The following is a 21,616-nucleotide window of genomic DNA, read 5'->3' as shown; positions in this document are numbered from 1 at the left end:
CGATCGGTCGGTCCGTCTTGCCGCGCATGGGTGGAAGGCTTAACCTTTCCTTGTAGTTGGTCGTTTTGGTACACCATGGTTAATCTTCTGGGCAGAATACGGCACCTCGCTGCCAAGACGAAATCCGATGCCGAGGCGGGCATGGAGCCGGACCGCCTTATCCGGCTTAAACTCTTTGCAGAGACGGTTGCCTTTGCGGACAGGCAGGAGGTTTTCAACGCCTTTCGGCATCGGTATCTGATGGCGCATTACCTTGCCTTTTCTGTGAAGGTGCTTGTCCTTGCCTATCTGCTGTCACTGTCGGAGGCGCCGATCGGGGTGCTGTATCCGGCGATCCTAATCGGCATTGCGGTGGCGTTCTGGGTAGGTGTGGCCTGTCTGGCCCTTGGTCTTCGTCTGGTGGGAACGCCCTGCGACAGGCGGGCGAGGACCGTACGGATGGAACCGGCACTGCTGTGTGCGGGGATCGCCTTTGCCGGGGCGATCCATGTCGTGTCGGGCGGGATCGATGGAACGGGGATCTGGACTATCGATCTGGGCATTCCGCTTTTTCTCTTCACCACGCTTTACGGTTTTCTGGCGGTGACTTTCCTGATGCGCCGTCCCATCCCGCGCGCCTTGCGCCGCATGCGCGAGGACAGGCAGGAGAGTGACCGGGAGGACATGTCGGACTGGCAGGAACACGATGCGCCGCAGGGTGCAGGTGAGACGGAAGCCGACGCCGCACCCGAGGCAGGGGAGGAGGAGGAGGCAGACTCGCCCGATAGGGCGGCGCTGGCCGCCGTGCTGCGGCTGCAGGCGGATGGCAACTATGTGACCGTGGTGACGGAGCGGGGCCGGATGTCGGTGCCGGGGCCTTTCGCGGCGGTGGTGGCGCGAATGCCGCGCGGGATCGGGCGGCAGGTACATCGGTCGCATTGGGTGGCACGGCGGGCGGTGCTGGGAGATCGGAGGGTCGGGCGGGAAGTGCGGTTGCAGACGGTGGATGGTGAAAGCGTTCCCGTTTCGGGTGCGCAGGTCGGCGCGGTGCGTGCCTGGCTGGCACAGGATGGCGAAGTTCGCATCACGAAGCGGGAAGACAGGGGCGACAAGCGGTGAAGACGCAGGCGACGATACCCTTTCGCGACCGGAGGCTGGAATTCGCCCTGTTCTCGGGCGATGTCGTGGGGTTCCGGGGCGGCGAGTTCCTGCGCAGTAGCGTGCATCGCTATCTGGTGATGCATTATGTCTTCCTTGCCCTGGCCATTAGCCTGATGGAGGTGAAGAGCGGGCCCTATCCCCTGACCGGCGTGGAAATCACACAGGTCGTCGCAGCATCCCTTGCCATGTCGGTGCTGGTTCTGGTCGTCCTTCCTGCGGTGCGTCTTCTGTTCTGGCCGGGGACTGGCCCGGTGCTGCGGATGCGGTCGACGCCTTTGCACATTCTGGCGACGGTGCTGAGCGTGTTCGCCGGTCAGGTGGCGCTGTATCTGATCACCGGGAACACGCCGGACGGGGTGTGGACGATCCTTGTGATGATCCTGTTCTACTTTCTGCTGTGCGAAGCATTCTGCCATTACTTGTTGTTGTTTATCGTCCCTCGCGTCCTGCGTGACGTGCGGGGGACTGTGCCCCGGCGCGGCGGTCGGGTGACATTGGGCGAGGCCGACGGGGCGGTCGTCATCAAGGGCCAGTCTTTCGCACCAGCGGCGCTTTGGCATGTCGGGGCGGATGGGAATTACATTCTTGTGAAATCGGCGGATGGTCGTGCCTTTCTGCCGGGGCCTTTCGGGCCGGTGGTCGAGGCCCTGCCGGATGAGTTGGGGATGCGTGTGTCGCGGTCGGATTGGGTGGCGCGGGCGGCCGTGGTGGATATCAGGCGCAAGGGGCGCGAGGTCACGCTGGACCTGATCGACGGATCGCAGGTGCGGGTGGCCCAGTCGCGGCGCAAGGCGGTGCAGGATTGGGTGCAGGCGATCCGTCAGGGACGAGCCGAAGGGCCACCTGCCGGCGCGCCGATGGCAATGTCGATCCAGACGGGGAAGTGACGCGAGGCGGTCTTCAGCGTTGCATTCTGGGGATCGGTATCGACGGGCCAGAAGACGCCAGAGGCCTGCACGACGATTTCCTGCGATGGGATGATGTAATCCAGCCTCAGGCCACCAAGCCGGGGATAGAGCACGGTATCCAATTCGGGGTCACCGCGATGGTTCGGTTCGCGGCGGCCATGCGTGCCCTTGGGGCCGGGGTCTTGCAGGCGCGGATGGGCCAGCAGGGCCGAGAGTGCCCCGGCGCGACCATCCCCATCCAGCGGGTCCAGATTGGCGTCCCCGATCAGGACGAAGGGCGGGGTCGGTGGCGGATGGGGCAGCCTGCCGTCGATCAGGTGAAGCCAGAAGGCGGCCTCGTCGTGGTTGCGGCGTCCGTTGCGATCGTCCGGGCCGTCGAAGACAGGTGGCGTGGCATGCCAGATCAGGAGCGTGAGCGCCGTACCATCCGGCAGGGCCACGGGAAGGGAAAGGTGGCTGTGCGAGGAAAGCCGCTGGATGGCGGCAAGCGCGGGAGGCGTATCCCACGGCAGCAGGGTGCCCGGGAGATCGCGCCAGAGGTAGGTGCCGTAATCCGTCGCGTGATCAGTCAGAATGGGATGGCGCGAGAGGATGGCGCTGCCCCCGGCCCCCGGAAAGGGACCCCAGCCCTGCGCGTCCTCGGCCTCGTGCGGCTGGCCGTCGGCATCGATGTCATGGCCGGTGGGGATGCCGCTGTTGGGGCGCGGTGCGTGCAGATGGGGGTAGGGGTGGCCCTGCGCGGCCAATCGGGCCTCGAGCGCGCGGAGGGCATGGAGGCCGGGGTCGTAATCCATTCCGGTCAGGACGAGGATGTCGGCATCCAATACGGCAAGGACGGTGATCGCCGCCTCGATGGCGGGATCGCGTCCCGAGGTCAGGTCCTGCAGAAGGAGGCCCGGCCCCCGGCGTTCCAGCCCGATGTTCCAGAGCGCGAGGCGCAGGGTTTCCGCCGTGGCGGCATGGGGGAGGCAGAGAAGCGCAAGGGTCAGTGCGCGGCAGCGCCGGATCAGGCTGCGGCGAGGGAGCGGTCGGTCTCGGTCAGGCTGGCACGGCGCTTGTTGCGCACCATCTGCGCCACGCGCAGCATGGCGATCCCGCGCATGAAGAGGCTTGCCGGTAGGAAGGCCCATGATGTCATCGTCCAGATCAGGCTGTGCGGCGTGAGCAGGCCGGCAGGATCGATTCCCCCCATGACCAGCCGTGCCAGTGCAGGAGCGATGAATGGCAGCAGAAACCCTAATGCAATGTTAATGCGGGCGTCGCGTTCGAGGCGGGCGACGATGTCGGAGGCGCTGGTGGGATCGAATGTCGGCAGGTTGATCCAGACGTTGAAGGTCTGACCGCGGCGGGGCCAGTTGCCCATGCGCATCTGGAAGGAAAAGAAGAACAGCGCGATGAGCGAGGTGAGATATGCCATGCCGGCCGCCGTGCGGACGGCGGCGACGTCAGCCTCGGGCGCGCCGGGGATCAGGGCCTGCGTGGCAAGGCGGACGGGGCTGTAGGGGAAATCCATCGCCTGACCTATCAGGGTGCCCACCGCCTCGACCAGTTGGGTGAGGGTGTTGGGTTCGAACCGTCCGCGTTCGATGAGGGAAAGCGCGAGGAGGGTGGCCGCAAGCAGGAGGAAGCGCATCCGGTTGAAGGGCGGGGCATCCCGGAATTCGATCAGGCCGGGGCATTCGGAATTGTATTCGGCAAAGGTCAGCGCCCCTACGAAGAGCGCGACGAGGGCCACCGTCTGCTGCGCATCGGTCCCAAGACCGGGCACGAGCAGGGATGGCGCCAGAACCAGCACCATCATCAGAACTGCGCGCAAAAGCGCCCCGGCAAGCCGTGAAACCACCGCCCTGTTTCCTTCCCGCCAGTCGGCCCCCGGTTTGCCCGAAGTGCCTTTCCCAGCGATTTTCCGCACATTGTGGCGGACTGCCTCAATCTTGCCCAATTTGTGCCTACTTTCGTACGCTGACACAACACCTCTTCGGAGGTAAGCGGGACAATCCGGCCTTTTCGCGGACAATGTGTCGCGCGAATGCATCAAGATTCAGGTAAGAAAATGGCCGCCCCGAAGGGCGGCGCAAGATGTTGTGCTTAATGAAAATTAATCCGCAACTGGGCCAGAGAGTCAGGCCCAAGGGCGCAGCGTGGCCACCTTCTTTTCGAAGGCGTCGATGGAGGCGGCCTTTTCCAGCGTCAGGCCGATGTCATCCAGCCCATTCAGCAGGCAATGCTTGCGGTGCGGATCGACTTCGAAGGAAAAGACCTGACCGTCGGACGTGGTGACGGTCTGGCTGGGCAGATCGACGGTGACGCGGGCATTGGCGCCCTTTTTCGCATCGGCCATCAGGATATCGACCTGTTCCTGCGGCAGGACGATGGGCAGGATGCCGTTCTTGAAGCAGTTGTTGAAGAAGATGTCGGCAAAGCTGGTAGAGATCACACAGCGGATGCCGAAATCCAGAAGCGCCCAAGGCGCATGTTCGCGCGAGGAGCCGCAGCCGAAATTGTCGCCCGCGACGATGATTTCCGCCTTGCGATAGGCGGGCTGGTTCAGGACGAAGTCGGGGATTTCCTGCCCGTCCTGCGTGTAGCGCATTTCATCGAACAGGTTCTTGCCAAGACCCGAACGCTGGATCGTCTTCAGGAACTGTTTCGGGATGATCATGTCGGTGTCGATGTTGACCAGCGGCATGGGGGCCGCGATGCCGGTCAGGGTGGTGAATTTGTCCATCGTTCTGGTCCTGCCTAGTTGCTGCCCGGAAGCCGGGCGATCTCGGGTTGGGGAAAGGGTTCCGGCCGCGTTGCGCGATGGCCAAGCACCCAGTCGTAAATTTCGGCGATCTGTTCGGCGCGACGCTGCCATGTGAAATGCGTGGCGACGCGATCTCGGGCCGCTATTCCCATGCGTGCCGCGGATTCGGGATCATCGGCAAGACGCTGCAGCGCGGTTCGGAGCGCTTGCGTGATCTCTTCGCGGGGGCCCAGCGGGACCTTCAGGCCGGTTCCCGATGTGATCAGGTCGGCGGGACCGCCGTAATCCACCACGATCGGCGCGAGGCCTAGGGCCATCGCTTCGAGAACGGCTCCGCCCCCGAATTCGCGGACCGAGGGGAAAGCGAAGACGTTGCAGCCTGAGGCGATGTCCTGCACCTCGTGGTGTTGGCGCCAGCCGTGGAAGTGCACCGTGTCCAGTCCGCTGGCATGTTCCCTGAGCGCCGGGGTGAGAGGGCCGTCTCCGATCAGGTGCAGTTCCATCCGGCCGGAAGCCAGCAGGGGGCGTGCTGCTTCTATGAGCATGGACAACCCTTTCAGCGGCACAAAGCGGCCGATGAAGCACGCGCGCAGACGTCCGGGTTCCGGATTGGCCTGCTGGAAGAAGCGCGAGGGGTCGATTGCGTTTTCAGGCAGATAGATGCACCTGTCCAGGTGGCGGGGGGGAATGTCAGCCAAGGTGAAACGCGATGCGTAGAGTATGGCGGCGCAGTCTGACAGCATCCGCCTGCGTCCCGGGAGCAACCTGACGATCTTGCGGAAGGGCGAGAGCCATTCCCCTTCCTGCTTCCGTTCGGCCAGGAACTCGCGGGGCCAGGGAACGCCTCCGTTCAGGGGGCCGAGGACGAAAGGGACTTTCGCCCTTTTGCAGAAGGTCGCGAGCTTTCCGCTTGCTGCGGGCGACAGCGGGGTTATGCGGTGGACGACATCGTAGTCCCCCGCACGGATTGCGGGACCGAAGCGTTTCCATACCATCCGTTCGAACAGCGGATATGTCAGGCTTGTCACCGCTTGCACTACCGTCCAGCCACGGTTTTCGCCCATGCGCAGCCATTGCGACAGTCTCCATGCGGGGGCAGCGATGGCCTCGTTGTCGATGGCGGTGAAGTCGCGGCCCTCCACCCACCCCTTGCGCAATATGGCGTCACGGTTCCTGACCTGGGTCACGAGGTGGACATCGGCAACCTGCCGAAGCGCCTCGGCCAATGACCAGCCGATCAGTGGAACGCTTACCCATTCCGGGTTGGCGGCTTCGGCAATGAGGAGAACGCGGGGCCGCCGGGCGGCCCCGCCTTGCTCTGTGATCGTTACTGTCGCCGCTGCATCCATCAGGCCGTTTCCGCCATCATCTCGCGCACGTCGGTCAGGTGACCGGTGATCGCGGCGGCGGCGGCCATTGCGGGCGAGAGCAGGTGGGTTCGGCCACCGCGGCCCTGACGGCCTTCGAAGTTGCGGTTCGACGTTGCCGCGCAGCGCTCGCCGGGGCTAAGCTGGTCGGGGTTCATCGCAAGGCACATGGAGCAGCCCGCGAGGCGCCATTCGAAGCCCGCGTCGATGAAGATCTGCGCCAGACCTTCCTCTTCCGCCTGTGCGCGGACGAGGCCCGAGCCGGGGACGACCATGGCGCGTTTGACCTTGATCTTCTTGCCCTTGAGGATCGCCGCCGCGGCGCGGAGGTCTTCGATCCGGCCGTTGGTGCAGGAGCCGATGAAGACGGTGTCGATGGCGATATCGGTCAGCTTCATGCCGGGGGTCAGGCCCATATAGTCGAGCGAGCGCTTGGCCGCCTCGACCTTACCGCCGGTGAAGTCTTCCGGGGACGGTACGACGCCGGTGATCGGCAGCACGTCCTCGGGCGAGGTGCCCCAAGTGACGACGGGGGCGATGTCTTCGCCCTTGATCGTGATGACCTTGTCGAAATGCGCGCCTTCATCGGTGAAGAGGGTTTTCCAATAGGCGAGCGCGGCTTCCCATTTCGCGCCTTTCGGGGCGTGGGGGCGGCCTTGCACATAGGCGAAGGTCTTCTCATCGGGGGCGATGAGGCCTGCGCGGGCGCCGCCTTCGATGGCCATGTTGCAGACGGTCATGCGGCCTTCCATCGAGAGTTCGCGGATGGCTTGGCCGCAATATTCGATGACATAACCGGTGCCGCCCGCCGTGCCGGTCGCGCCAATGACCGACAGGGTGATGTCCTTGGCGGTGACGCCGGGGCGGAGGGAGCCGGTGATCTCCACCTTCATGTTCTTGGATTTCTTCTGGATCAGCGTCTGCGTCGCCAGAACATGTTCCACTTCGGAGGTGCCGATGCCGTGGGCCAGCGCACCGAAGGCGCCGTGCGTCGCCGTGTGCGAGTCACCGCAGACCACCGTCATGCCCGGCAGGGTCCAGCCCTGTTCGGGGCCGACGATGTGGACGATGCCCTGACGGATATCCGACACTGGGTAGTAGTTGATCCCGAAATCCTTGGCGTTCTTGTCCAGCGCTTCGACCTGAATCCGCGATTCCTCGTTGTCGATGTGCTTGTCGCGGCCTGCGGTCGTGGGGACGTTGTGATCCGGCACGGCGATGGTCTTTTCCGGCGCGCGGACCTTGCGGCCCGTCATGCGGAGGCCTTCGAAGGCCTGCGGCGAGGTCACCTCATGGACGAGGTGGCGGTCGATATACAGCAGGCAGGTGCCGTCTTCGGCCTGATGGACGACGTGATCATCCCAGATCTTGTCATAGAGGGTGCGCGGAGCGGTCATGGCTCATCTCTTTCGGATATGGCTGTGAAGAAGGCGCTAATGCGCCGGACGACGGGTCAGCGGCGTCAGATAAGTCGTGCGAGGACGGACCGGCTTTCGCGGGTGAAGCGCCAAGGGAGGCGGGCGTGATCGGCCATGTCGAAGAAGCGGGTCATGGGGGGCTAGATACGCGCGAATCCCTTGTGTGGCAAGGCATGGCTGTCGTGCGTCACAGATCCTGCCAGCGGGGCAGGCCCGCGCGGGCGGCCTTGGCGCGGATGACGAAGGTGAAGGCCGCGCCGATACAGAGCGATGTGATGAGGACGCCGGGCCAGCCAAGCGAGATCAGCCCGCGGATCGGGCCTGCAGGTGCGACTGGAAGGATGTTGGAAGTGAAGAGCCATAGGACGCCGCCGAAGATGCCGAGGCCGAGGCAGAGTCCGCTGAGGAAGAGCGAGGCGTTGGATTTGAAATGCAGCGGGCGGACGGGAATGCCGATGGCCGAAAGGGCGCGCATGGCTGGGGGAAAGCAGTCCTTGCGGCTGATGCCCGCCGCGGCGGCAATGGCGAGGGCGCGGTCAAGACGTTCGCGATAATTGCGGGCTGGAGCGCCCCAGGGGTGACGCTTCGGTTCGCCATTGGGGGCCGGGGCGTGCGATTGCGTTATCCGGGAGATGCGGGCCTGAAAATCTGCGTTCGACATGAGGCAGGGTCCTTAAAAAAACATTGGGCCACGGTGAAAGGGGTTTTTGACAATCATGAGGCCGGATCGCGGCGGATCGGGGGGCTGATGGCACAGGTCGGCTGCATGGGTTTTGGGCTGCGGGCGCTATATTCCACCGGGAGATGGAGGGTTGGGGATGCGGGTTCGGGCGGGACTGATGGCCTTCGTTGCGATGGCGGCGGCGGGCTGGGCGCAAGGGGATGGGGCTATGATGCGCAAGGGATATGAAATGCCCGCCTATCGCGTGGAGGTCGCCGAGGCCGGGCGCGAACTGCGCGCCTATGGGCCGCGCGTGGTGGCGGAGGTGACGGTGCGGGGGGATCGGCGCGCGGCGGTAAATGCGGGGTTTCGCGTGCTGGCGGGGTATATCTTCGGGGGCAATGACGCGGGCGGGAAGATCGCCATGACGGTGCCGGTGGAGCAGGCGGAGCAGGGCGGTGGGCTGTGGGTGGTGCGGTTCACCATGCCCGCGGAGGCTGTTGCGGCAGGGCTGCCCGTGCCGCGGGACGGGCGGATTGCGCTGCGCGAGGTGGGGGCGGCGCGGATGGTGGTGGAGGGGTTTTCGGGGATGCCGGACGGCGAGGACATGGCGGCGCGGGCGGTGGCCTTGCGGGCCTGGGCCGAGGGACGGGGGATGCGGGTGACGGGCGGGCCTGTCTATGCCTTCTACGACGCGCCATGGACGCCCGGGGCGGCGCGGTTGAACGAGGTGGGGTGGGAAGTCAGGTAACTGGCAAGGGATTTCTGCGAAATTCCTTGGTGATGATCCTTCTGCGAAGGATCGTCACGGTTCTTCGCAGAAGAACCGTTTTCCAGCGCGTTTTCACAGGAAAAAGCATGTTCCCCTTGTGTTTTTCATCCCCTGCCTGTATCGCGCGCGCTTCGCGTGCCGTTGAGATACTGGCGGCGCGGTGATACCCTTTGCAAATCCCTGCGCCGGGGCCTTGCGGCGTGCAACTTCTGGAGGACGATGTCCTGTCTCATTCTGACCCAGCGACCGGGCTTCCGGTCGGGCCGAGGGCGCCGCGCATGAGCGAGAGCGCCACGGCGAATGCCCCTACCTATACGTCCGAAGAGATTCTGGCCGCCGTCCTGAAATCCGTCGATGACGACAAGGCCGAGGATATCGTGCAGATTGATCTGCGCGGGCGGTCGGATGTTGCCGATTACATGGTGATCTGCTCGGGCCGGTCGTCGCGGCAGGTGGCGGCGATTTCCGAAAAGCTGGTGGACCGGCTGAAGCAGGAGTTCCGCGTTGCCTCCAAGATGGAAGGCAAGGAGACCGGCGACTGGGTGCTGATCGATACGGGCGATGTGATCGTCCATGTCTTCCGGCCCGAGGTGCGCGAGTTCTATCAGCTTGAAAAGATGTGGCTTCCCGGAAGCGCCCATCGCGGGGCGTAAGGCCCGTGCGGGTGCATCTTTGCGCCGTGGGGCGGATGCGGGCGGGGCCGGAGCGTGACCTTGTCGACGATTATGTGACGCGGTTCGACCGGACGGGGAGGGCGCTTGGCCTTGGCCCGCTGACCGAGCATGAGGTCGAGGATCGCAAGGGCGGCGGGATGGAGGCGGAGGCGGAATTGCTGTCGCGCGCCATTCCGGGCGGGGCCTTTGTCGTGACCATGGACGAGCGCGGCAAGTCCTTGTCTTCGCCCGAATTTTCGACCGAACTGGCGCGCTGGCGGGATGCGGGGCGGCAGGATGTGGCCTTTGTCATCGGGGGGGCGGACGGGATTGCGCCGTCGCTTCGTTCGCGGGCCGATTTTTCCATCAGTTTCGGGCGGATGGTCTGGCCGCACATGCTGGTGCGGGTGATGCTGGCCGAGCAGTTGTATCGGGCGGCGAATATTCTGGCGGGTGGTCCCTATCACCGGGTGTGACTGCCAGCCAAGCCCTTGGGAACGCTGCGTTTACCGGATGCATTTCGCGAAATCGAACGTGCCGGAAGCGGTGCCGTAATCTGTGCCGCAAACTGTGCATACGCACGGTGCTGCCACGACCCGTTAAGGTGAACGAAACGCCCTGATTCGTGAAAACTGCGGATGGGCCGATGCGGTGCGTTGCCCGCCGGGGCCGTGGGCGGTATTGAACGGGCAAGACGAAGAAGAGGTGACTTGCCATGAGCGTTCCGAAGCCTGTCGTGCTGTGCATCCTTGACGGCTGGGGGCTTTCCGAAACGCGCGAGGGCAATGCGCCCGCGCAGGCCGATGTGCCGCATTTCAATCGCCTCTGGGCGACCTGCCCGAAGGCCACGCTGATCACCCATGGGCCGGATGTGGGCCTGCCCTCGGGGCAGATGGGGAATTCCGAGGTCGGGCATACCAATATCGGCGCGGGGCGCGTGGTGGCGATGGACCTTGGCGCGATCGATCTGGCGGTGGAAGACGGGTCCTTTGCCGCCAATCCGGCCCTGGGGGAATTCGCGGCCAAGGTGAAGGCGGCGGGTGGGGCGGCGCATCTGATGGGCGTCGTGTCGGATGGCGGGGTGCATGGGCATGTCGCCCATGTGCTGGCCGCATGCCGCGCGATCACGGCGCTGGGCGTGCCGGTCTGGCTGCATGCGATCACGGATGGGCGGGATGTGGCGCCGTCTTCCGCCGAGGGGTTCGTTGCGGAACTGGTGGCGAAGCTGCCGGTGGGCGCGCGGGTGGCGACGGTGATCGGGCGTTATTGGGCGATGGACCGCGACAACCGGTGGGAGCGGGTGAGCCGTGCCTATGCCGCCATGGTGCGGGGTGAAGGGGAGGCTGCGGCGGATGCGGTGGCGGCTGTGACCGCCTCTTATGCCAAGGGTGAGACGGATGAGTTTCTGGCGCCTACGGTGATCGGTGGATACCGCGGCGCGCGGGACGGGGACGGGCTGTTCTGCCTGAACTTCCGGGCGGACCGGGCGCGGGAGATTCTGGCGGCGATCGGTCAGCCGGGGTTCGATGGCTTCGATCCGGGGGCGCGGCCGAACTGGTCGGCCCTGTTGGGGATGGTGGAATATTCCGACGCGCATAATGCCTTCATGGCGACGGCCTTCCCGAAGCGGTCCATCGTGAACACGCTGGGCGAATGGGTGGCCAAGCAGGGGCGGACGCAGTTCCGGCTGGCCGAGACGGAGAAATATCCGCATGTCACCTTCTTCTTGAACGGCGGGCGGGAGGAGCCTTTCGCGGGCGAGGACCGTTTGATGCCGAAATCGCCCAAGGTGGCGACCTATGACCTGCAACCCGAGATGAGCGCGCCGGAGGTCGGGGCATCGCTGGTGGGGGCGATCCGCAAGGGCTATGACCTGATCGTGGTCAATTTCGCCAATCCCGACATGGTGGGGCATACCGGCGATCTGAAGGCTGCGATGCGGGCCTGCGAGGCGGTGGATGCCTGTCTGGGCGATGCGGTCGCGGCTTTGGCGGAGTGTGGCGGTGCGATGATCGTGACGGCGGATCACGGGAATTGCGAGATGATGGTCGATCCGGTGACGGGCGGGCCGCATACGGCGCATACGACGAATCCGGTGCCGGTGATGCTGTTCGGCGGGCCGGAGGGCGCGCGGTTGCGGCAGGGGCGGCTGGCCGATCTGGCGCCAACGGTGCTGCACCTGATGGGATTGCCGCAGCCCGAGGAGATGACGGGGGCGAGCCTGATCGCATGACGCGCCGCGCCGCCCTTTGGCCTTTGCCCGTGCTTGGGCTGATCGTGGGGCTTGGCCTTGCGCCCGGCCTTGCGGCGACCCCGGCGGAACTGGCGGCCGAGGCGAGTGCGGACCTGCAGGCGGCGGTTGCGGCGATGGAAGAGGCGGAGTCGGCGCGGGATCGCGTGGCCGCGCTGACGCAGACGATCCGGGCCTATGAGGATGGTCTGGCCGCGCTGCGCGAGGCGCTGCGGCAGGCCTCGCTGCGCGAGACGGAGCTTTCGCTGCGCTTCAACGCCGAGCGGGACAGGATCGCGCGGCTGGTGGGGGTGCTGGGGCGGCTTGAGGCGGAGCCGGGGCCCTTGCTTCTGCTGCATCCGACGGGGCCGGTGGGAACAGTGCGGTCGGGCATGATGATGGCCGATGTGACCCCGGCGCTGCAGGCCGAGGCTGACCGGTTGCGCGGCGAGTTGCAGGAGATGCGCGATCTGCGCGCCCTGCAGGAGGCGGCGGGCGAGACGCTGGCGCGCGGCCTTGGCGCGGCGCAGGAGGCGCGGACGGCGCTTTCGCAGGCGATCAGTGACCGGACGGAATTGCCGCGCCGGTTCACCGAGGACCCGGAGGTTTTGCGCGGGCTTCTGGACAGCGCCGATACGCTGGAGGCCTTTGCGAGCGGCCTTGCCCCGGACGATGCCGATGCCGAGGATTTCGCCAGCGCGCAGGGACGGCTGCCATGGCCCGTGATGGGGACGATCCTGCGGCGGGCGGGGGAGGCCGATGCGGCGGGCGTGCGGCGGCCCGGCCTGACGCTGGCCACGCGGCCGCGTGCCTTGGTCACGGCGCCATGGCCTGCGACGATCCGCTATCGGGGGCCGCTGCTCGACTACGGAAATGTGATGATCGTGGAGCCGGGGGGCGGCTATCTTCTGGTTCTGGCGGGGCTTGGGACGGTTTATGGCGAGGTGGGCGAGGTTGTCGCACAGGGGGCACCGCTGGGATTGATGGGCGGACCCGAACCGGAACTTGCAGACATGCTTGCGGCGTCGGAAGATGGCGGTGGCGCGCGCGATACGGAAACGCTTTACTTGGAACTGAGGCAGGGTGCCGAAGCGGTGGACCCGGAACCATGGTTCGCCGAAGGAAGGGAATGAGACCGAGATGAAGAAGTTCGTGATGGCCGCGCTGGGCGGCACGGTGGCCGGGGTTCTGTTGACCACGCAGGTGGCCGGGCCGTTGATCGCGCAGGAGGCCGAGCGGAACGAGAACGTCTATCAGCAGCTTGACCTGTTCGGTGACATCTTCGAGCGGATCCGGTCGCAATATGTGGAAGAGGTGGACAGCAAGGAGTTGATCGAGGCCGCGATCAACGGGATGCTGACGAGCCTTGACCCGCATTCCAGCTATCTGGCGCCCGATGACTTCGACGACATGCAGGTGCAGACGCGGGGCGAGTTCGGGGGCCTTGGGATCGAGGTCACGCAGGAAGAGGGCTTCGTCAAGGTCGTGTCACCGATGGACGGCACGCCTGCCGATGCGGCGGGGATGGAGGCCGGGGATTTCATCACCCATGTGAATGGCGAAAGCGTGCTGGGCCTGACCTTGGATCAGGCGGTGGAGATGATGCGCGGTCCGGTCGGATCGGAGATCATCATCACGGTGGTGCGCGAGGGTGTGGCGGAGCCGTTCGACGTGTCGATCATCCGCGACACGATCAAGGTGACGGCGGTGCGCAGCCGCGTGGTGGGCAATACGGTCGTGCTGCGGATCACCACCTTCAACGACCAGACGACGCCGGGGCTTCAGGAGGAGTTCAAGAAGTCGGTCGAGGAACTGGGCGGGATGGAGAACGTGGATGGGTTCGTGATCGACCTGCGGAACAATCCGGGCGGTTTGCTGACCGAGGCGATCAGCGTTTCGGATGCCTTCCTTGAAAAGGGCGAGATCGTGTCGACCCGTGGGCGCGAGGCGGCGGATGGCGAGCGGTTCAACGCGACGCCCGGCGACCTGACCGAGGGCAAGCCGATCGTCCTGCTGATCAACGGCGGGTCGGCCTCGGCCTCGGAGATCGTGGCGGGCGCCTTGCAGGACCATCGGCGGGCGATCGTCGTGGGGACCAAGAGCTTTGGCAAGGGATCGGTGCAGACGGTGGTGCCGCTGCGGGGCGATGGCGCGATGCGCCTGACGACGGCGCGTTATTACACGCCGTCGGGCCGGTCGATCCAGTCGCTGGGCGTGATGCCGGATATCGTGGTGAACCAGCCGGCGCGGCCGGCCGCCCCTGCCGAGGGTGAAGGGGAGACGAGCGCCGCGCGTCAGCCCCAGTCGGAGGCGGATCTGCGGGGGAGCATCTCGAACGATTCGATGACCGAGGACGAGCGCAAGCTGCTGGAGGAGGAGCGGGCACGGGTCGAGGAGACGGCGGCGCTGCGCGACGAGGATTACCAACTGGCCTATGCGGTGGACATCCTGCGCGGTCTGAACGCGGTTGCCGCCCCGGCGGCCGAGTGAGGGGAGGGGCCGCCCGTCAACGGGCGGTCCGGTTTGCCATGGTGGATGCCGAGACGCTTCCCTATCGCCCCTGCGTGGGCGTGGTGCTGATCAATGCGAAGGGCGAGATCTTCGCGGGCCAGCGGCGGGACTCCGAAAGCCCCGCCTGGCAGATGCCGCAGGGCGGGATCGACGAGGGAGAGAAGCCGCGAAAGGCGGCGCTGCGGGAGTTGTGGGAAGAGACGGGGGTGACCGAGGATCTGGTCGAATTCGTCGCCAAGACGGAGGGCTGGGTGACCTATGACCTGCCGCCCGAGCTCTTGGGCAAGGTCTGGGGCGGGAAATACCGGGGGCAGCGGCAGAAGTGGTTCCTGTTCCGGTTCCTTGGGGCGGATGATCAGGTGCGGATCGACGGCGAGCATCCCGAATTCTCGCGCTGGCGGTGGATCGGGGCGGAGGAGATGGTGGCCGGGATCGTGCCCTTCAAGCGGAAGGTCTATGAAGAGGTGGTTGCGGCCTTTCGGCCGCACCTCGCGGCGTGACGGGGCGGGGTGAAACCCATAGGCCGCGCGCGCCCCGGACTTGATCCGGGACTCTGCTTCCGGCGATGGCAGGGGCTGGGCGGGAGGTCCCGGGTCGAGCCCGGGACGGGTGTCCTGTCGGAGACATGGCCGAGGCCCATCCCGGCGGTTACTGTGCCGCCACCTTGCTGCCTGCGACCATGTCCTTCACCATGGGGATGACCTTTTCGCCATAGAGGCGCAGGCTTTCGCAGAGTTGGCCATGCGGCATCGGGCCGGTGGCGTATTTCATGTCGAAGCGCGTCACGCCAAGGGCGGTGACGGCATTCGCGATCTTCCGCGCGACGGTTTCGGGGCTGCCGACATAGAGCGAGCCATGCGTGATTTCACCCATGAAGCGGTCGGGGGTGACGGGGGGCCAGCCGCGTTCGGCGCCGATGCGGTCGAACATGGCCTTGTAATGCGGCCAGAGCTGTTCGGCGGCGAGGTCATCCGTCGCGGCGATGTGGCCGGGGGAATGGATACCGACGGGTTTGACCGTCCGGCCCATCTGGGCGCAGGCGCGGTGATAGAGGTCGACATAGGGTTTGAACCGGCGCGGGTCGCCGCCGATGATGGCGAGCATCAGTTGCAGGTCGTGGCGCACCACCCGGACCACGGATTCCGGGCTGCCGCCGACGCCGACCCAGACCTGCATGCCGGGGCCGAGGGTCGGATAGACGCGCTGGTTGACCAGCGGGGGGCGGGTCTGGCCGGACCAGTTTACGGCCTCGTCACGGATGAGATGGGCGAAGAGGTCGAGCTTCTCTTCGAAGAGGAGTTCATAATCTTCGAGTTCGTAGCCGAAGAGCGGGAAGCTTTCGGTGAAGGAGCCGCGACCGAGGATGACTTCGGCGCGGCCGTTCGAGATGGCGTTGAGCGTGGAGAAACGCTGGAAGACGCGGATCGGGTCATCGGAGGAAAGAACCGTGACCGCCGAGCCGAGCCTGATGCGCGAGGTGCGCGCGGCGATGGCCGACAGCACGACTTCGGGGGCCGAGACGGAGAAGTCGGCGCGGTGATGTTCGCCGATGCCGAGGAAGTGGATGCCCAGTTCATCGGCAAGAATGCCCTGTTCCACGACTTCGCGCAGCACCGCGTCATGCGGTTTCAGCTTGCCGTCGGGGCCGAGCGTGGTGTCGCCGAAGGTGTCGAGTCCGAGTTCGACCTGCATGGCGGTCTCCTTTCGCTTTGGGCGGAAGATAGGTGAGCAGGCGGTGCGGCGGAAGCCTGCATGGGTGCAGGTTTCGTGCGCATGCGTGCAGGTTCAGGTCGGGTGGAGGCGGCAGGACCGGGGGTTTCACACCCCCGGACCCCCGTGGGATATTTGAAGAACGGATGAAGGGGGGCGGCTTTGTCAGGCCACGTCGCGCATCTGGAGTTGGCCGCCGGGGCCGGGGCGGACCTCGAAGCGGCTGATCTTGCGGACGAGGTCGGAGAGTTTCGCGCTGCCATAGGTGCGGGTATCGAAGTCGGGTGTGACCTGCGTGATGAACTGGCCGACCTGACCCAGCGAATACCATTCCGCATCGGGGTCGATGGCGCGCATGGCGGCGATGATGAAGGGGATCGCCTTGGCGGGGGCCTCTTTCGTGCCGGGCCTGGGCGTGTCGGGCTGTTCGGCTTTGGGCGTGCCACGGGTGGGCGCGGGTTCGGGGATGTCCTCCGCCGCGCCGAGGTTTTCGACATAGATGAAGCGTTTGCAGGCCATGCGGAAGGCTTCGGGGGTTTTCTTTTCGCCGATGCCGTAGACATCGAGCCCCTGTTCACGGATGCGCGCGGCGAGGCGGGTGAAATCGCTGTCGGAGGAGACGAGGACGAAGCCGTCGAAGAGACCGGAATGGAGGAAATCCATCGCGGCGATGACGAGGCCGATGTCGGAGGCGTTCTTGCCCTTTGTGTTGGAGAATTGCTGATCGGCGACGAGGCCGAGGGCGGCGACCTTTTTCGCCCATCCGGCAAGGCGCTGGGCCGACCAGTCGCCATAGATCCGGCGGACCGAGGCCTCGCCGAGGGAGGCGATTTCCTCGAAGATCGCTTCGGCATAGCCGGAGGGGACGTTGTCTGCGTCGATCAGGACGCAGAGGCGGGGGGCGCGGGGTTCGGGCATCGGGTTGTCCTTTTTCCCTAGGGTGCGCCTTTGTGCGGGGAAGGGAAAGGGGAAAGGTCAGGCGATGAGGGGGGCAGCGATGGCGGGGATGGCGGCCAGCGCATCGGCGGGTGCGATGCCGAGGAGGAGGCCGCGCTGGCCTGCGTTGATCCAGACCCTTCCGGCAGTGGTGGCGGTGGCCTCGATCGCAGTGGGGATGGGGCGTCGCTGGCCGAAGGGGGAGATGCCGCCGACCTTGTAGCCGGTGAGTTTCTCGGCCTTGGGAGGCGGCATCATGGCCGCGGACTTGCCGCCGAAGGCTGTGGCGACCTTCTTCATCGACAACTGGCGGTCGGAGGGGATCACGCAGCAGGCGGGTTTGCCGTCCACCTCCACCATCAGCGTCTTGAGTGTGAGGCCGGGGTCGAGGTTCAGGGCCTGTGCCGCGGCGAGGCCCACGGCATCGGCGCGCGGGTCGTAGTCATAGGGGTGGAGCGTGAACTCCACCCCCTTGGCCTTCAGCGCCTTGGTTCCGGGTGTTTCAGCCATGACGTAGGGCGGGGTTCACCCCGCCATTCCTCAGAACACCACGACCGCGCGGATCGATTTGCCCGCATGCATCAGGTCGAAGCCTTCGTTGATGCGCTCCAGCGGCAGGACATGGGTGATCATCGGGTCGATCTCGATCTTGCCGTCCATGTACCAGTCGACGATCTTCGGCACATCCGTCCGGCCGCGCGCGCCGCCGAAGGCGGTGCCTTTCCAGACGCGGCCCGTGACCAACTGGAAGGGGCGGGTTTCGATGGTGGCGCCTGCCGGGGCCACGCCGATGATGATGGACTGGCCCCAGCCGCGGTGGGTGCATTCCAGCGCGTCACGCATCACCTTGACGTTGCCGGTGCAGTCGAAGCTGTAATCGGCCCCGCCGATCTTGTCGAAGGGGGTCTTGGTCAGGTCCACGATGGCTTGGACCACCGTCATGCCTTCTGGAAGTTTCTTCGGGTTGACGAAATGGGTCATGCCGAAGCGTTCGCCCCATTCTTCCTTGTCGTCGTTGATGTCGACACCGATGATCATGTCGGCACCGGCCAGTTTGAGGCCTTGGATCACGTTGAGCCCGATGCCGCCGAGGCCGAAGACGACGGCCTTGGCGCCAGCCTCGACGTTGGCGGTGTTCAGCACGGCACCCACGCCGGTGGTCACGCCGCAGCCGATGTAGCAGATCTTGTCGAAGGGGGCGTCCTCGCGGACTTTCGCGAGGGCGATTTCCGGCAGGACGGTGTGCTGCGCGAAGGTGGAGCAGCCCATGTAGTGATAGATGGGCGTCCCGTCGAGCATGGAGAAGCGGGTGGTGCCGTCGGGCATCAGGCCCTGCCCTTGGGTCGCGCGGATGGCGGTGCAGAGGTTCGTCTTGCGCGAGAGGCAGGAGGGGCATTCGCGGCATTCGGGGGTGTAGAGCGGGATCACGTGGTCGCCGGGTTTCAGCGTCTTGACGCCGGGGCCGCATTTCACCACGACGCCCGCGCCTTCATGGCCGAGGATGGAGGGGAAGATGCCTTCGGGGTCGGCACCCGAGAGGGTGAATTCGTCGGTGTGGCAGATGCCGGTGGCCTTGATCTCGATCAGGACCTCGCCTTCCTTGGGGTCGTCGAGGTTCACTTCCATGATTTCCAGCGGTTTTCCGGCGGCGACGGCGACGGCGGCACGGGTGCGCATTGGTATCCTCCCATTCGTATGCTTGGGGGCAAGCTGCGGGAAAGGGGCGGGAAATGCAACGCGGGAAACGGCGGGTGTTTGCCGGTTTGCGGCGGTGCGGCTTGTCACGGGCGGGTTGCGGGGGAAGGGTGGGGCTGTGGATGGCGGGACCATCCGGCTGAACGGGAGTGAGACGATGCGGAAGCTTGCGAAGGTGACGGCGGCGCTGGGTCTGGTTCTGGCGGCTTCGGCCTGTGTGCCGGTGGAGGCACCCGCGCCCGGCATCCCCGGTGGCGGGGCGGGTGGCGTGAATCAGTGCGGCGCGCTGGACCTGCAATATCTGGTGGGCGCGCCGGCGCGCGATCTGGATGCGATCCGGTTCAACAAGCCGGTGCGGGTGATCTATCCCGACACGGCGGTGACGATGGATTACAACCCGGAGCGGTTGAATTTCGAGGTGGACCGGATGGGCCGCATCTCGCGCGTCAATTGCGGGTGACCCAGGCCCCGTAACGGAAGAAGGCCCCCGCAACCTGCGCGGGGGCCTTTTGCATAGGCTCTTCCGGGCCGTGGATCAGCCGGGGATGCGATAGGCGGTGTGGCAATCCTTGCACGAGCCGCCGATGGCGCCCATGCCCGCCTGCACGCCTTCCAGCGTGGTGGCGTCCATGCCTTCGGCGGCGGCCTTGAGCGCGTCGCCCTTCTTCACGAAGTCATCCCAGTTGGTCCAGATTTCCGCCTTGGCGGTGGATTTCGGATCATTGGCCTGCGGTTCGAATTTCGCGGCGATCTCGGCGGCGGCACCAGCGAGGGCGGCCTTGGCCCCTTCGGCGGCGGCGGCGTCGAAGGCATTCTCGCCCCCGGCCATCTTGCCGAGGATCCCGGTGTTCATGCCGATGACATCCATCAGCTCTTGCCGGGCCTTGACGGTGGGGTCGGTTGCTTCGGCGGCGATGGCCACGCCCGCGATCATCGCGAGACCAAGGCCAAGGGCTTTTGCGGCGAGTTTCATTCTCTGGCTCCCTGCTGGAAATGTCGGGTGACTATGATGCGTCAGGGTGACGCGGGTAAGTGACGTTGTCACGACCCTTCCGCCTGAATTCGTCGTGATCACGGAAAGTTGGGGGTATCGGCTGGACAGGGCGCGGATATTGCGCAAGTTTTGGAACAAATAGGGAACAAATGGATGGACATGAGTCGCCGCCGCATCCTTTCGCTGTGGTTTCCGCGATTGGCGGCGGAGCGGGTGCTGCGCCTGTCGCGTACGGGCATGGCGGGGTTGTCGGGACCCTTGGCGGTGGTGGCGGATCGCAACGGGGCGCAGGTGATCGTTTCGCTGTCGCAGGCGGCGGAGGCGGCGGGGGTGGCCGTGGGCCAGCCCCTGCGCGATGCCACGGCCATGTGCCCCCGACTGGCGACGGTGCCCGCCGATCCGGCGGCGGAGGCGGCCTTTCTGACGCGGTTGCGCCGTTGGGTGGGAAAGTTCTCGCCATGGGTGGCGGAGGAGCCGCCGGCGGGGCTGGTGGTGGACCTGACGGGCTGCGCGCATCTGTTCGGTGGCGAGGCGGCGCTGCTGGCGCAGGTGGAGGCGGATTGCGAAGCGCTTGGCCTTTCGCTGCGGGCGGCGATTGCCGATACGCCGGGGGCGGCTTGGGCGCTGTCGCGCCATGCGGGGCAGGGGGTGGCTGTGCATCGCAGCGGCGATGCCATCCAGCAGGAGGCGCATGCGACGCGGTCGCGGGCGGCGAAGCGGCGCGGATGGGAGCGGGGCGGGACGCTGCCGGTGACGGGGGCGGATGGCGCGGGGGCGGGGCCGCGCGGGGTGATCGCGCCGCAGGGGAAGATGCGGCAGGCGCTGGGACCCTTGCCGGTGGCGGCGCTGCGGCTGGAGCCGGAGGTGGTGGAGGGGCTGGTGCGGCTGGGCCTGCGCCGGGTGGAGGATCTGGCGGTACTGCCGCGGGCCGCGCTGGCGCGGCGGTTCGGGGCGGGTGTCCTGCGGCGGCTGGATCAGGCGCTGGGGCTGGAGCCCGAGCCGGTGACGCCCGCGGGCGCGCCCCTGCATTTCGCGGCGCGGATCAGCCTGCCGGAGCCCATCGGGTTGCTGGCCGATGTGGAGGCGGCGGTGGAGCGGCTTTTGCCCGTGGTCTGCGCGCGGCTGCGCAGGCAGGGTCATGGCGCGCGGCGGGTGAGGCTGCAGGCCTTTCGCTGCGACGGGGCGGTGCAGGTGGCCGAGGTGGGGCTGGCCCGCGCCTCGGACCGGGAGGACCGGATACGGCCGCTGCTGGCGATGAAGTTGCCGGATCTGGAGGCGGGGTTCGGTTTCGACATGATCCGGCTGGAGGCGGTGGCGGTGGAGCGGCTGGCCCCGGTGCAGCATCGCAGCCCTTCGGTTTCGGGGGGCGCGCCCGTGCCGCAGGATGGGGGGCTGGATGATCTGATCGGCAAGCTGGGGGTGCGGCTGGGGACGGAGGCGGTGACGCGGTTCCATCCGGGCGAGAGCCATGTGCCGGAGAAGGCGGCGCAGGTGCTGGCTGCGGCATGGTCGCAGCCTTTCGTGGGGGAATGGCCGAGGCAGGGGGCGCGGCGGCCCATGGTGCTGTTCCGCCCCGAACCCTTGGGCGCGCCGGAGGATGACCCGACGCCCCCCGCGCGGTTCCGCTGGCGTCGGCGCGAGATGGTGACGCGGTTCGCCGTGGGGCCGGAGCGGATTGCGCCGGAATGGTGGCTGGACGATCCCGACTGGCGGACGGGACCGCGCGATTACTGGCGGGTGGAGACGGAGGGGGGCGAGCGGCTGTGGCTGTTCTTCGCCCATGGGGCGGATGTGACGGGGGGGTGGTTCTGTCACGGGGCGGAGTGAGGAGGAAAGCTGCGGGACGGGAGGGGTTTTCCGTGCTATCGACGG

21 protein-coding genes and 1 pseudogene are annotated in these 21,616 nt (G+C 66.3%); 11 read left to right on the top strand and 11 right to left on the bottom strand.

Translation table 11 applies throughout. The features are described from left to right. The first annotated feature begins 75 nt into the window (after positions 1-75). Complete coding sequence (locus TabM4_RS17205; protein WP_434615152.1) at positions 76-1,098, top strand: LytTR family DNA-binding domain-containing protein; 1,023 nt, start codon at positions 76-78, stop codon at positions 1,096-1,098. After that, a complete protein-coding gene (locus TabM4_RS17200; protein WP_434615149.1) occupies positions 1,095-2,027 on the top strand; it encodes a LytTR family DNA-binding domain-containing protein in 933 nt (310 codons plus the stop codon). The genes TabM4_RS17205 and TabM4_RS17200 overlap by 4 nt, the downstream gene beginning before the upstream one ends. Here TabM4_RS17200 and TabM4_RS17195 read toward each other — a convergent pair. The 6 genes and pseudogenes from TabM4_RS17195 to TabM4_RS17170 all read right to left on the bottom strand — a co-directional run. After that, positions 1,961-2,926, bottom strand: a complete 966-nt coding sequence (locus TabM4_RS17195; RefSeq protein ID WP_434622142.1) for an endonuclease/exonuclease/phosphatase family protein — start codon at positions 2,924-2,926, stop codon at positions 1,961-1,963. The genes TabM4_RS17200 and TabM4_RS17195 overlap by 67 nt on opposite strands. A 128-nt stretch (positions 2,927-3,054) precedes the next feature. Further along, positions 3,055-3,891, bottom strand: coding sequence for a hypothetical protein (locus TabM4_RS17190; RefSeq protein WP_434615146.1), 837 nt, complete (start codon positions 3,889-3,891; stop codon positions 3,055-3,057). 279 nt (positions 3,892-4,170) lie between these two features. Beyond that, positions 4,171-4,776: a 3-isopropylmalate dehydratase small subunit gene (gene leuD, locus TabM4_RS17185; protein ID WP_434615143.1), complete on the bottom strand. Its 606-nt coding sequence runs from the start codon at positions 4,774-4,776 to the stop codon at positions 4,171-4,173. Between the two features lie 14 nt (positions 4,777-4,790). After that, the gene (locus tag TabM4_RS17180) at positions 4,791-6,146 is read right to left on the bottom strand and encodes a glycosyltransferase family 4 protein (protein ID WP_434615140.1); all 1,356 of its coding nucleotides are present in this window, start codon (positions 6,144-6,146) and stop codon (positions 4,791-4,793) included. Further along, the gene (gene leuC, locus TabM4_RS17175; RefSeq protein WP_434615137.1) at positions 6,146-7,561 is read right to left on the bottom strand and encodes a 3-isopropylmalate dehydratase large subunit; all 1,416 of its coding nucleotides are present in this window, start codon (positions 7,559-7,561) and stop codon (positions 6,146-6,148) included. Before leuC ends, TabM4_RS17180 begins: the two co-directional genes overlap by 1 nt. 208 nt (positions 7,562-7,769) lie before the next feature. Further along, a pseudogene (locus TabM4_RS17170) lies at positions 7,770-8,135 on the bottom strand (DUF6404 family protein); the annotation flags it as partial. A 265-nt stretch (positions 8,136-8,400) separates the two neighbouring features. On the opposite strand from TabM4_RS17170, the gene TabM4_RS17165 reads away from it, so the two are divergent. From TabM4_RS17165 to TabM4_RS17135, 7 genes are all read left to right on the top strand, one after another. Continuing rightward, complete coding sequence (locus TabM4_RS17165; RefSeq protein WP_434615134.1) at positions 8,401-8,994, top strand: SOUL family heme-binding protein; 594 nt, start codon at positions 8,401-8,403, stop codon at positions 8,992-8,994. A gap of 299 nt (positions 8,995-9,293) precedes the next feature. Further along, positions 9,294-9,668 carry a ribosome silencing factor gene (gene rsfS / locus TabM4_RS17160; RefSeq protein ID WP_434615131.1) on the top strand — a complete coding sequence of 125 codons (375 nt, stop codon included), beginning with the start codon at positions 9,294-9,296 and terminating at the stop codon, positions 9,666-9,668. Positions 9,669-9,673: 5 nt separating this feature from the next. Continuing rightward, positions 9,674-10,144 carry a 23S rRNA (pseudouridine(1915)-N(3))-methyltransferase RlmH gene (gene rlmH / locus TabM4_RS17155; protein ID WP_434615128.1) on the top strand — a complete coding sequence of 157 codons (471 nt, stop codon included), beginning with the start codon at positions 9,674-9,676 and terminating at the stop codon, positions 10,142-10,144. 239 nt (positions 10,145-10,383) lie between these two features. Then, complete coding sequence (gene gpmI / locus TabM4_RS17150; protein WP_434615125.1) at positions 10,384-11,901, top strand: 2,3-bisphosphoglycerate-independent phosphoglycerate mutase; 1,518 nt, start codon at positions 10,384-10,386, stop codon at positions 11,899-11,901. Then, entirely contained in the window at positions 11,898-13,031 is a 1,134-nt protein-coding gene (locus TabM4_RS17145) for a murein hydrolase activator EnvC family protein (RefSeq protein ID WP_434615122.1), read from the top strand. Before gpmI ends, TabM4_RS17145 begins: the two co-directional genes overlap by 4 nt. A 7-nt stretch (positions 13,032-13,038) precedes the next feature. After that, positions 13,039-14,388 (top strand): S41 family peptidase, encoded by a 1,350-nt coding sequence (locus TabM4_RS17140; RefSeq protein WP_434615119.1) that lies wholly within the window; start codon positions 13,039-13,041, stop codon positions 14,386-14,388. Positions 14,389-14,426: 38 nt separating this feature from the next. Then, complete coding sequence (locus tag TabM4_RS17135) at positions 14,427-14,909, top strand: RNA pyrophosphohydrolase (RefSeq protein WP_434622140.1); 483 nt, start codon at positions 14,427-14,429, stop codon at positions 14,907-14,909. Between the two features lie 148 nt (positions 14,910-15,057). Here TabM4_RS17135 and TabM4_RS17130 read toward each other — a convergent pair whose 3' ends face one another. From TabM4_RS17130 to TabM4_RS17115, 4 genes are all read right to left on the bottom strand, one after another. Further along, positions 15,058-16,101, bottom strand: coding sequence for an LLM class flavin-dependent oxidoreductase (locus tag TabM4_RS17130; RefSeq protein ID WP_434615116.1), 1,044 nt, complete (start codon positions 16,099-16,101; stop codon positions 15,058-15,060). A gap of 183 nt (positions 16,102-16,284) precedes the next feature. Continuing rightward, positions 16,285-17,037 carry an NYN domain-containing protein gene (locus tag TabM4_RS17125; protein ID WP_434615113.1) on the bottom strand — a complete coding sequence of 251 codons (753 nt, stop codon included), beginning with the start codon at positions 17,035-17,037 and terminating at the stop codon, positions 16,285-16,287. A 57-nt stretch (positions 17,038-17,094) separates the two neighbouring features. Continuing rightward, entirely contained in the window at positions 17,095-17,565 is a 471-nt protein-coding gene (ybaK, locus tag TabM4_RS17120) for a Cys-tRNA(Pro) deacylase (protein ID WP_434615110.1), read from the bottom strand. A 30-nt stretch (positions 17,566-17,595) separates the two neighbouring features. Next, positions 17,596-18,732: an S-(hydroxymethyl)glutathione dehydrogenase/class III alcohol dehydrogenase gene (locus TabM4_RS17115; protein ID WP_434615107.1), complete on the bottom strand. Its 1,137-nt coding sequence runs from the start codon at positions 18,730-18,732 to the stop codon at positions 17,596-17,598. Positions 18,733-18,826: 94 nt separating this feature from the next. Here TabM4_RS17115 and TabM4_RS17110 point away from each other — a divergent pair, with 94 nt between their 5' ends. Then, positions 18,827-19,210: an I78 family peptidase inhibitor gene (locus tag TabM4_RS17110; protein ID WP_434615105.1), complete on the top strand. Its 384-nt coding sequence runs from the start codon at positions 18,827-18,829 to the stop codon at positions 19,208-19,210. A gap of 75 nt (positions 19,211-19,285) precedes the next feature. Here TabM4_RS17110 and TabM4_RS17105 read toward each other — a convergent pair whose 3' ends face one another. After that, a complete protein-coding gene (locus TabM4_RS17105; protein WP_434615102.1) occupies positions 19,286-19,723 on the bottom strand; it encodes a c-type cytochrome in 438 nt (145 codons plus the stop codon). Between the two features lie 180 nt (positions 19,724-19,903). On the opposite strand from TabM4_RS17105, the gene TabM4_RS17100 reads away from it, so the two are divergent. Further along, on the top strand, positions 19,904-21,571 hold the full coding sequence (locus tag TabM4_RS17100) for a Y-family DNA polymerase (RefSeq protein WP_434622139.1): 1,668 nt from the start codon (positions 19,904-19,906) through the stop codon (positions 21,569-21,571). The last annotated feature ends 45 nt before the right edge of the window (positions 21,572-21,616 follow it).

This window comes from Tabrizicola sp. M-4 (assembly GCF_051132405.1).
Lineage (GTDB): Bacteria > Pseudomonadota > Alphaproteobacteria > Rhodobacterales > Rhodobacteraceae > Paragemmobacter.
The sequence above is the reverse complement of the archived record's forward strand: the minus strand, read 5'-3'. Positions and strand labels throughout refer to the sequence as shown.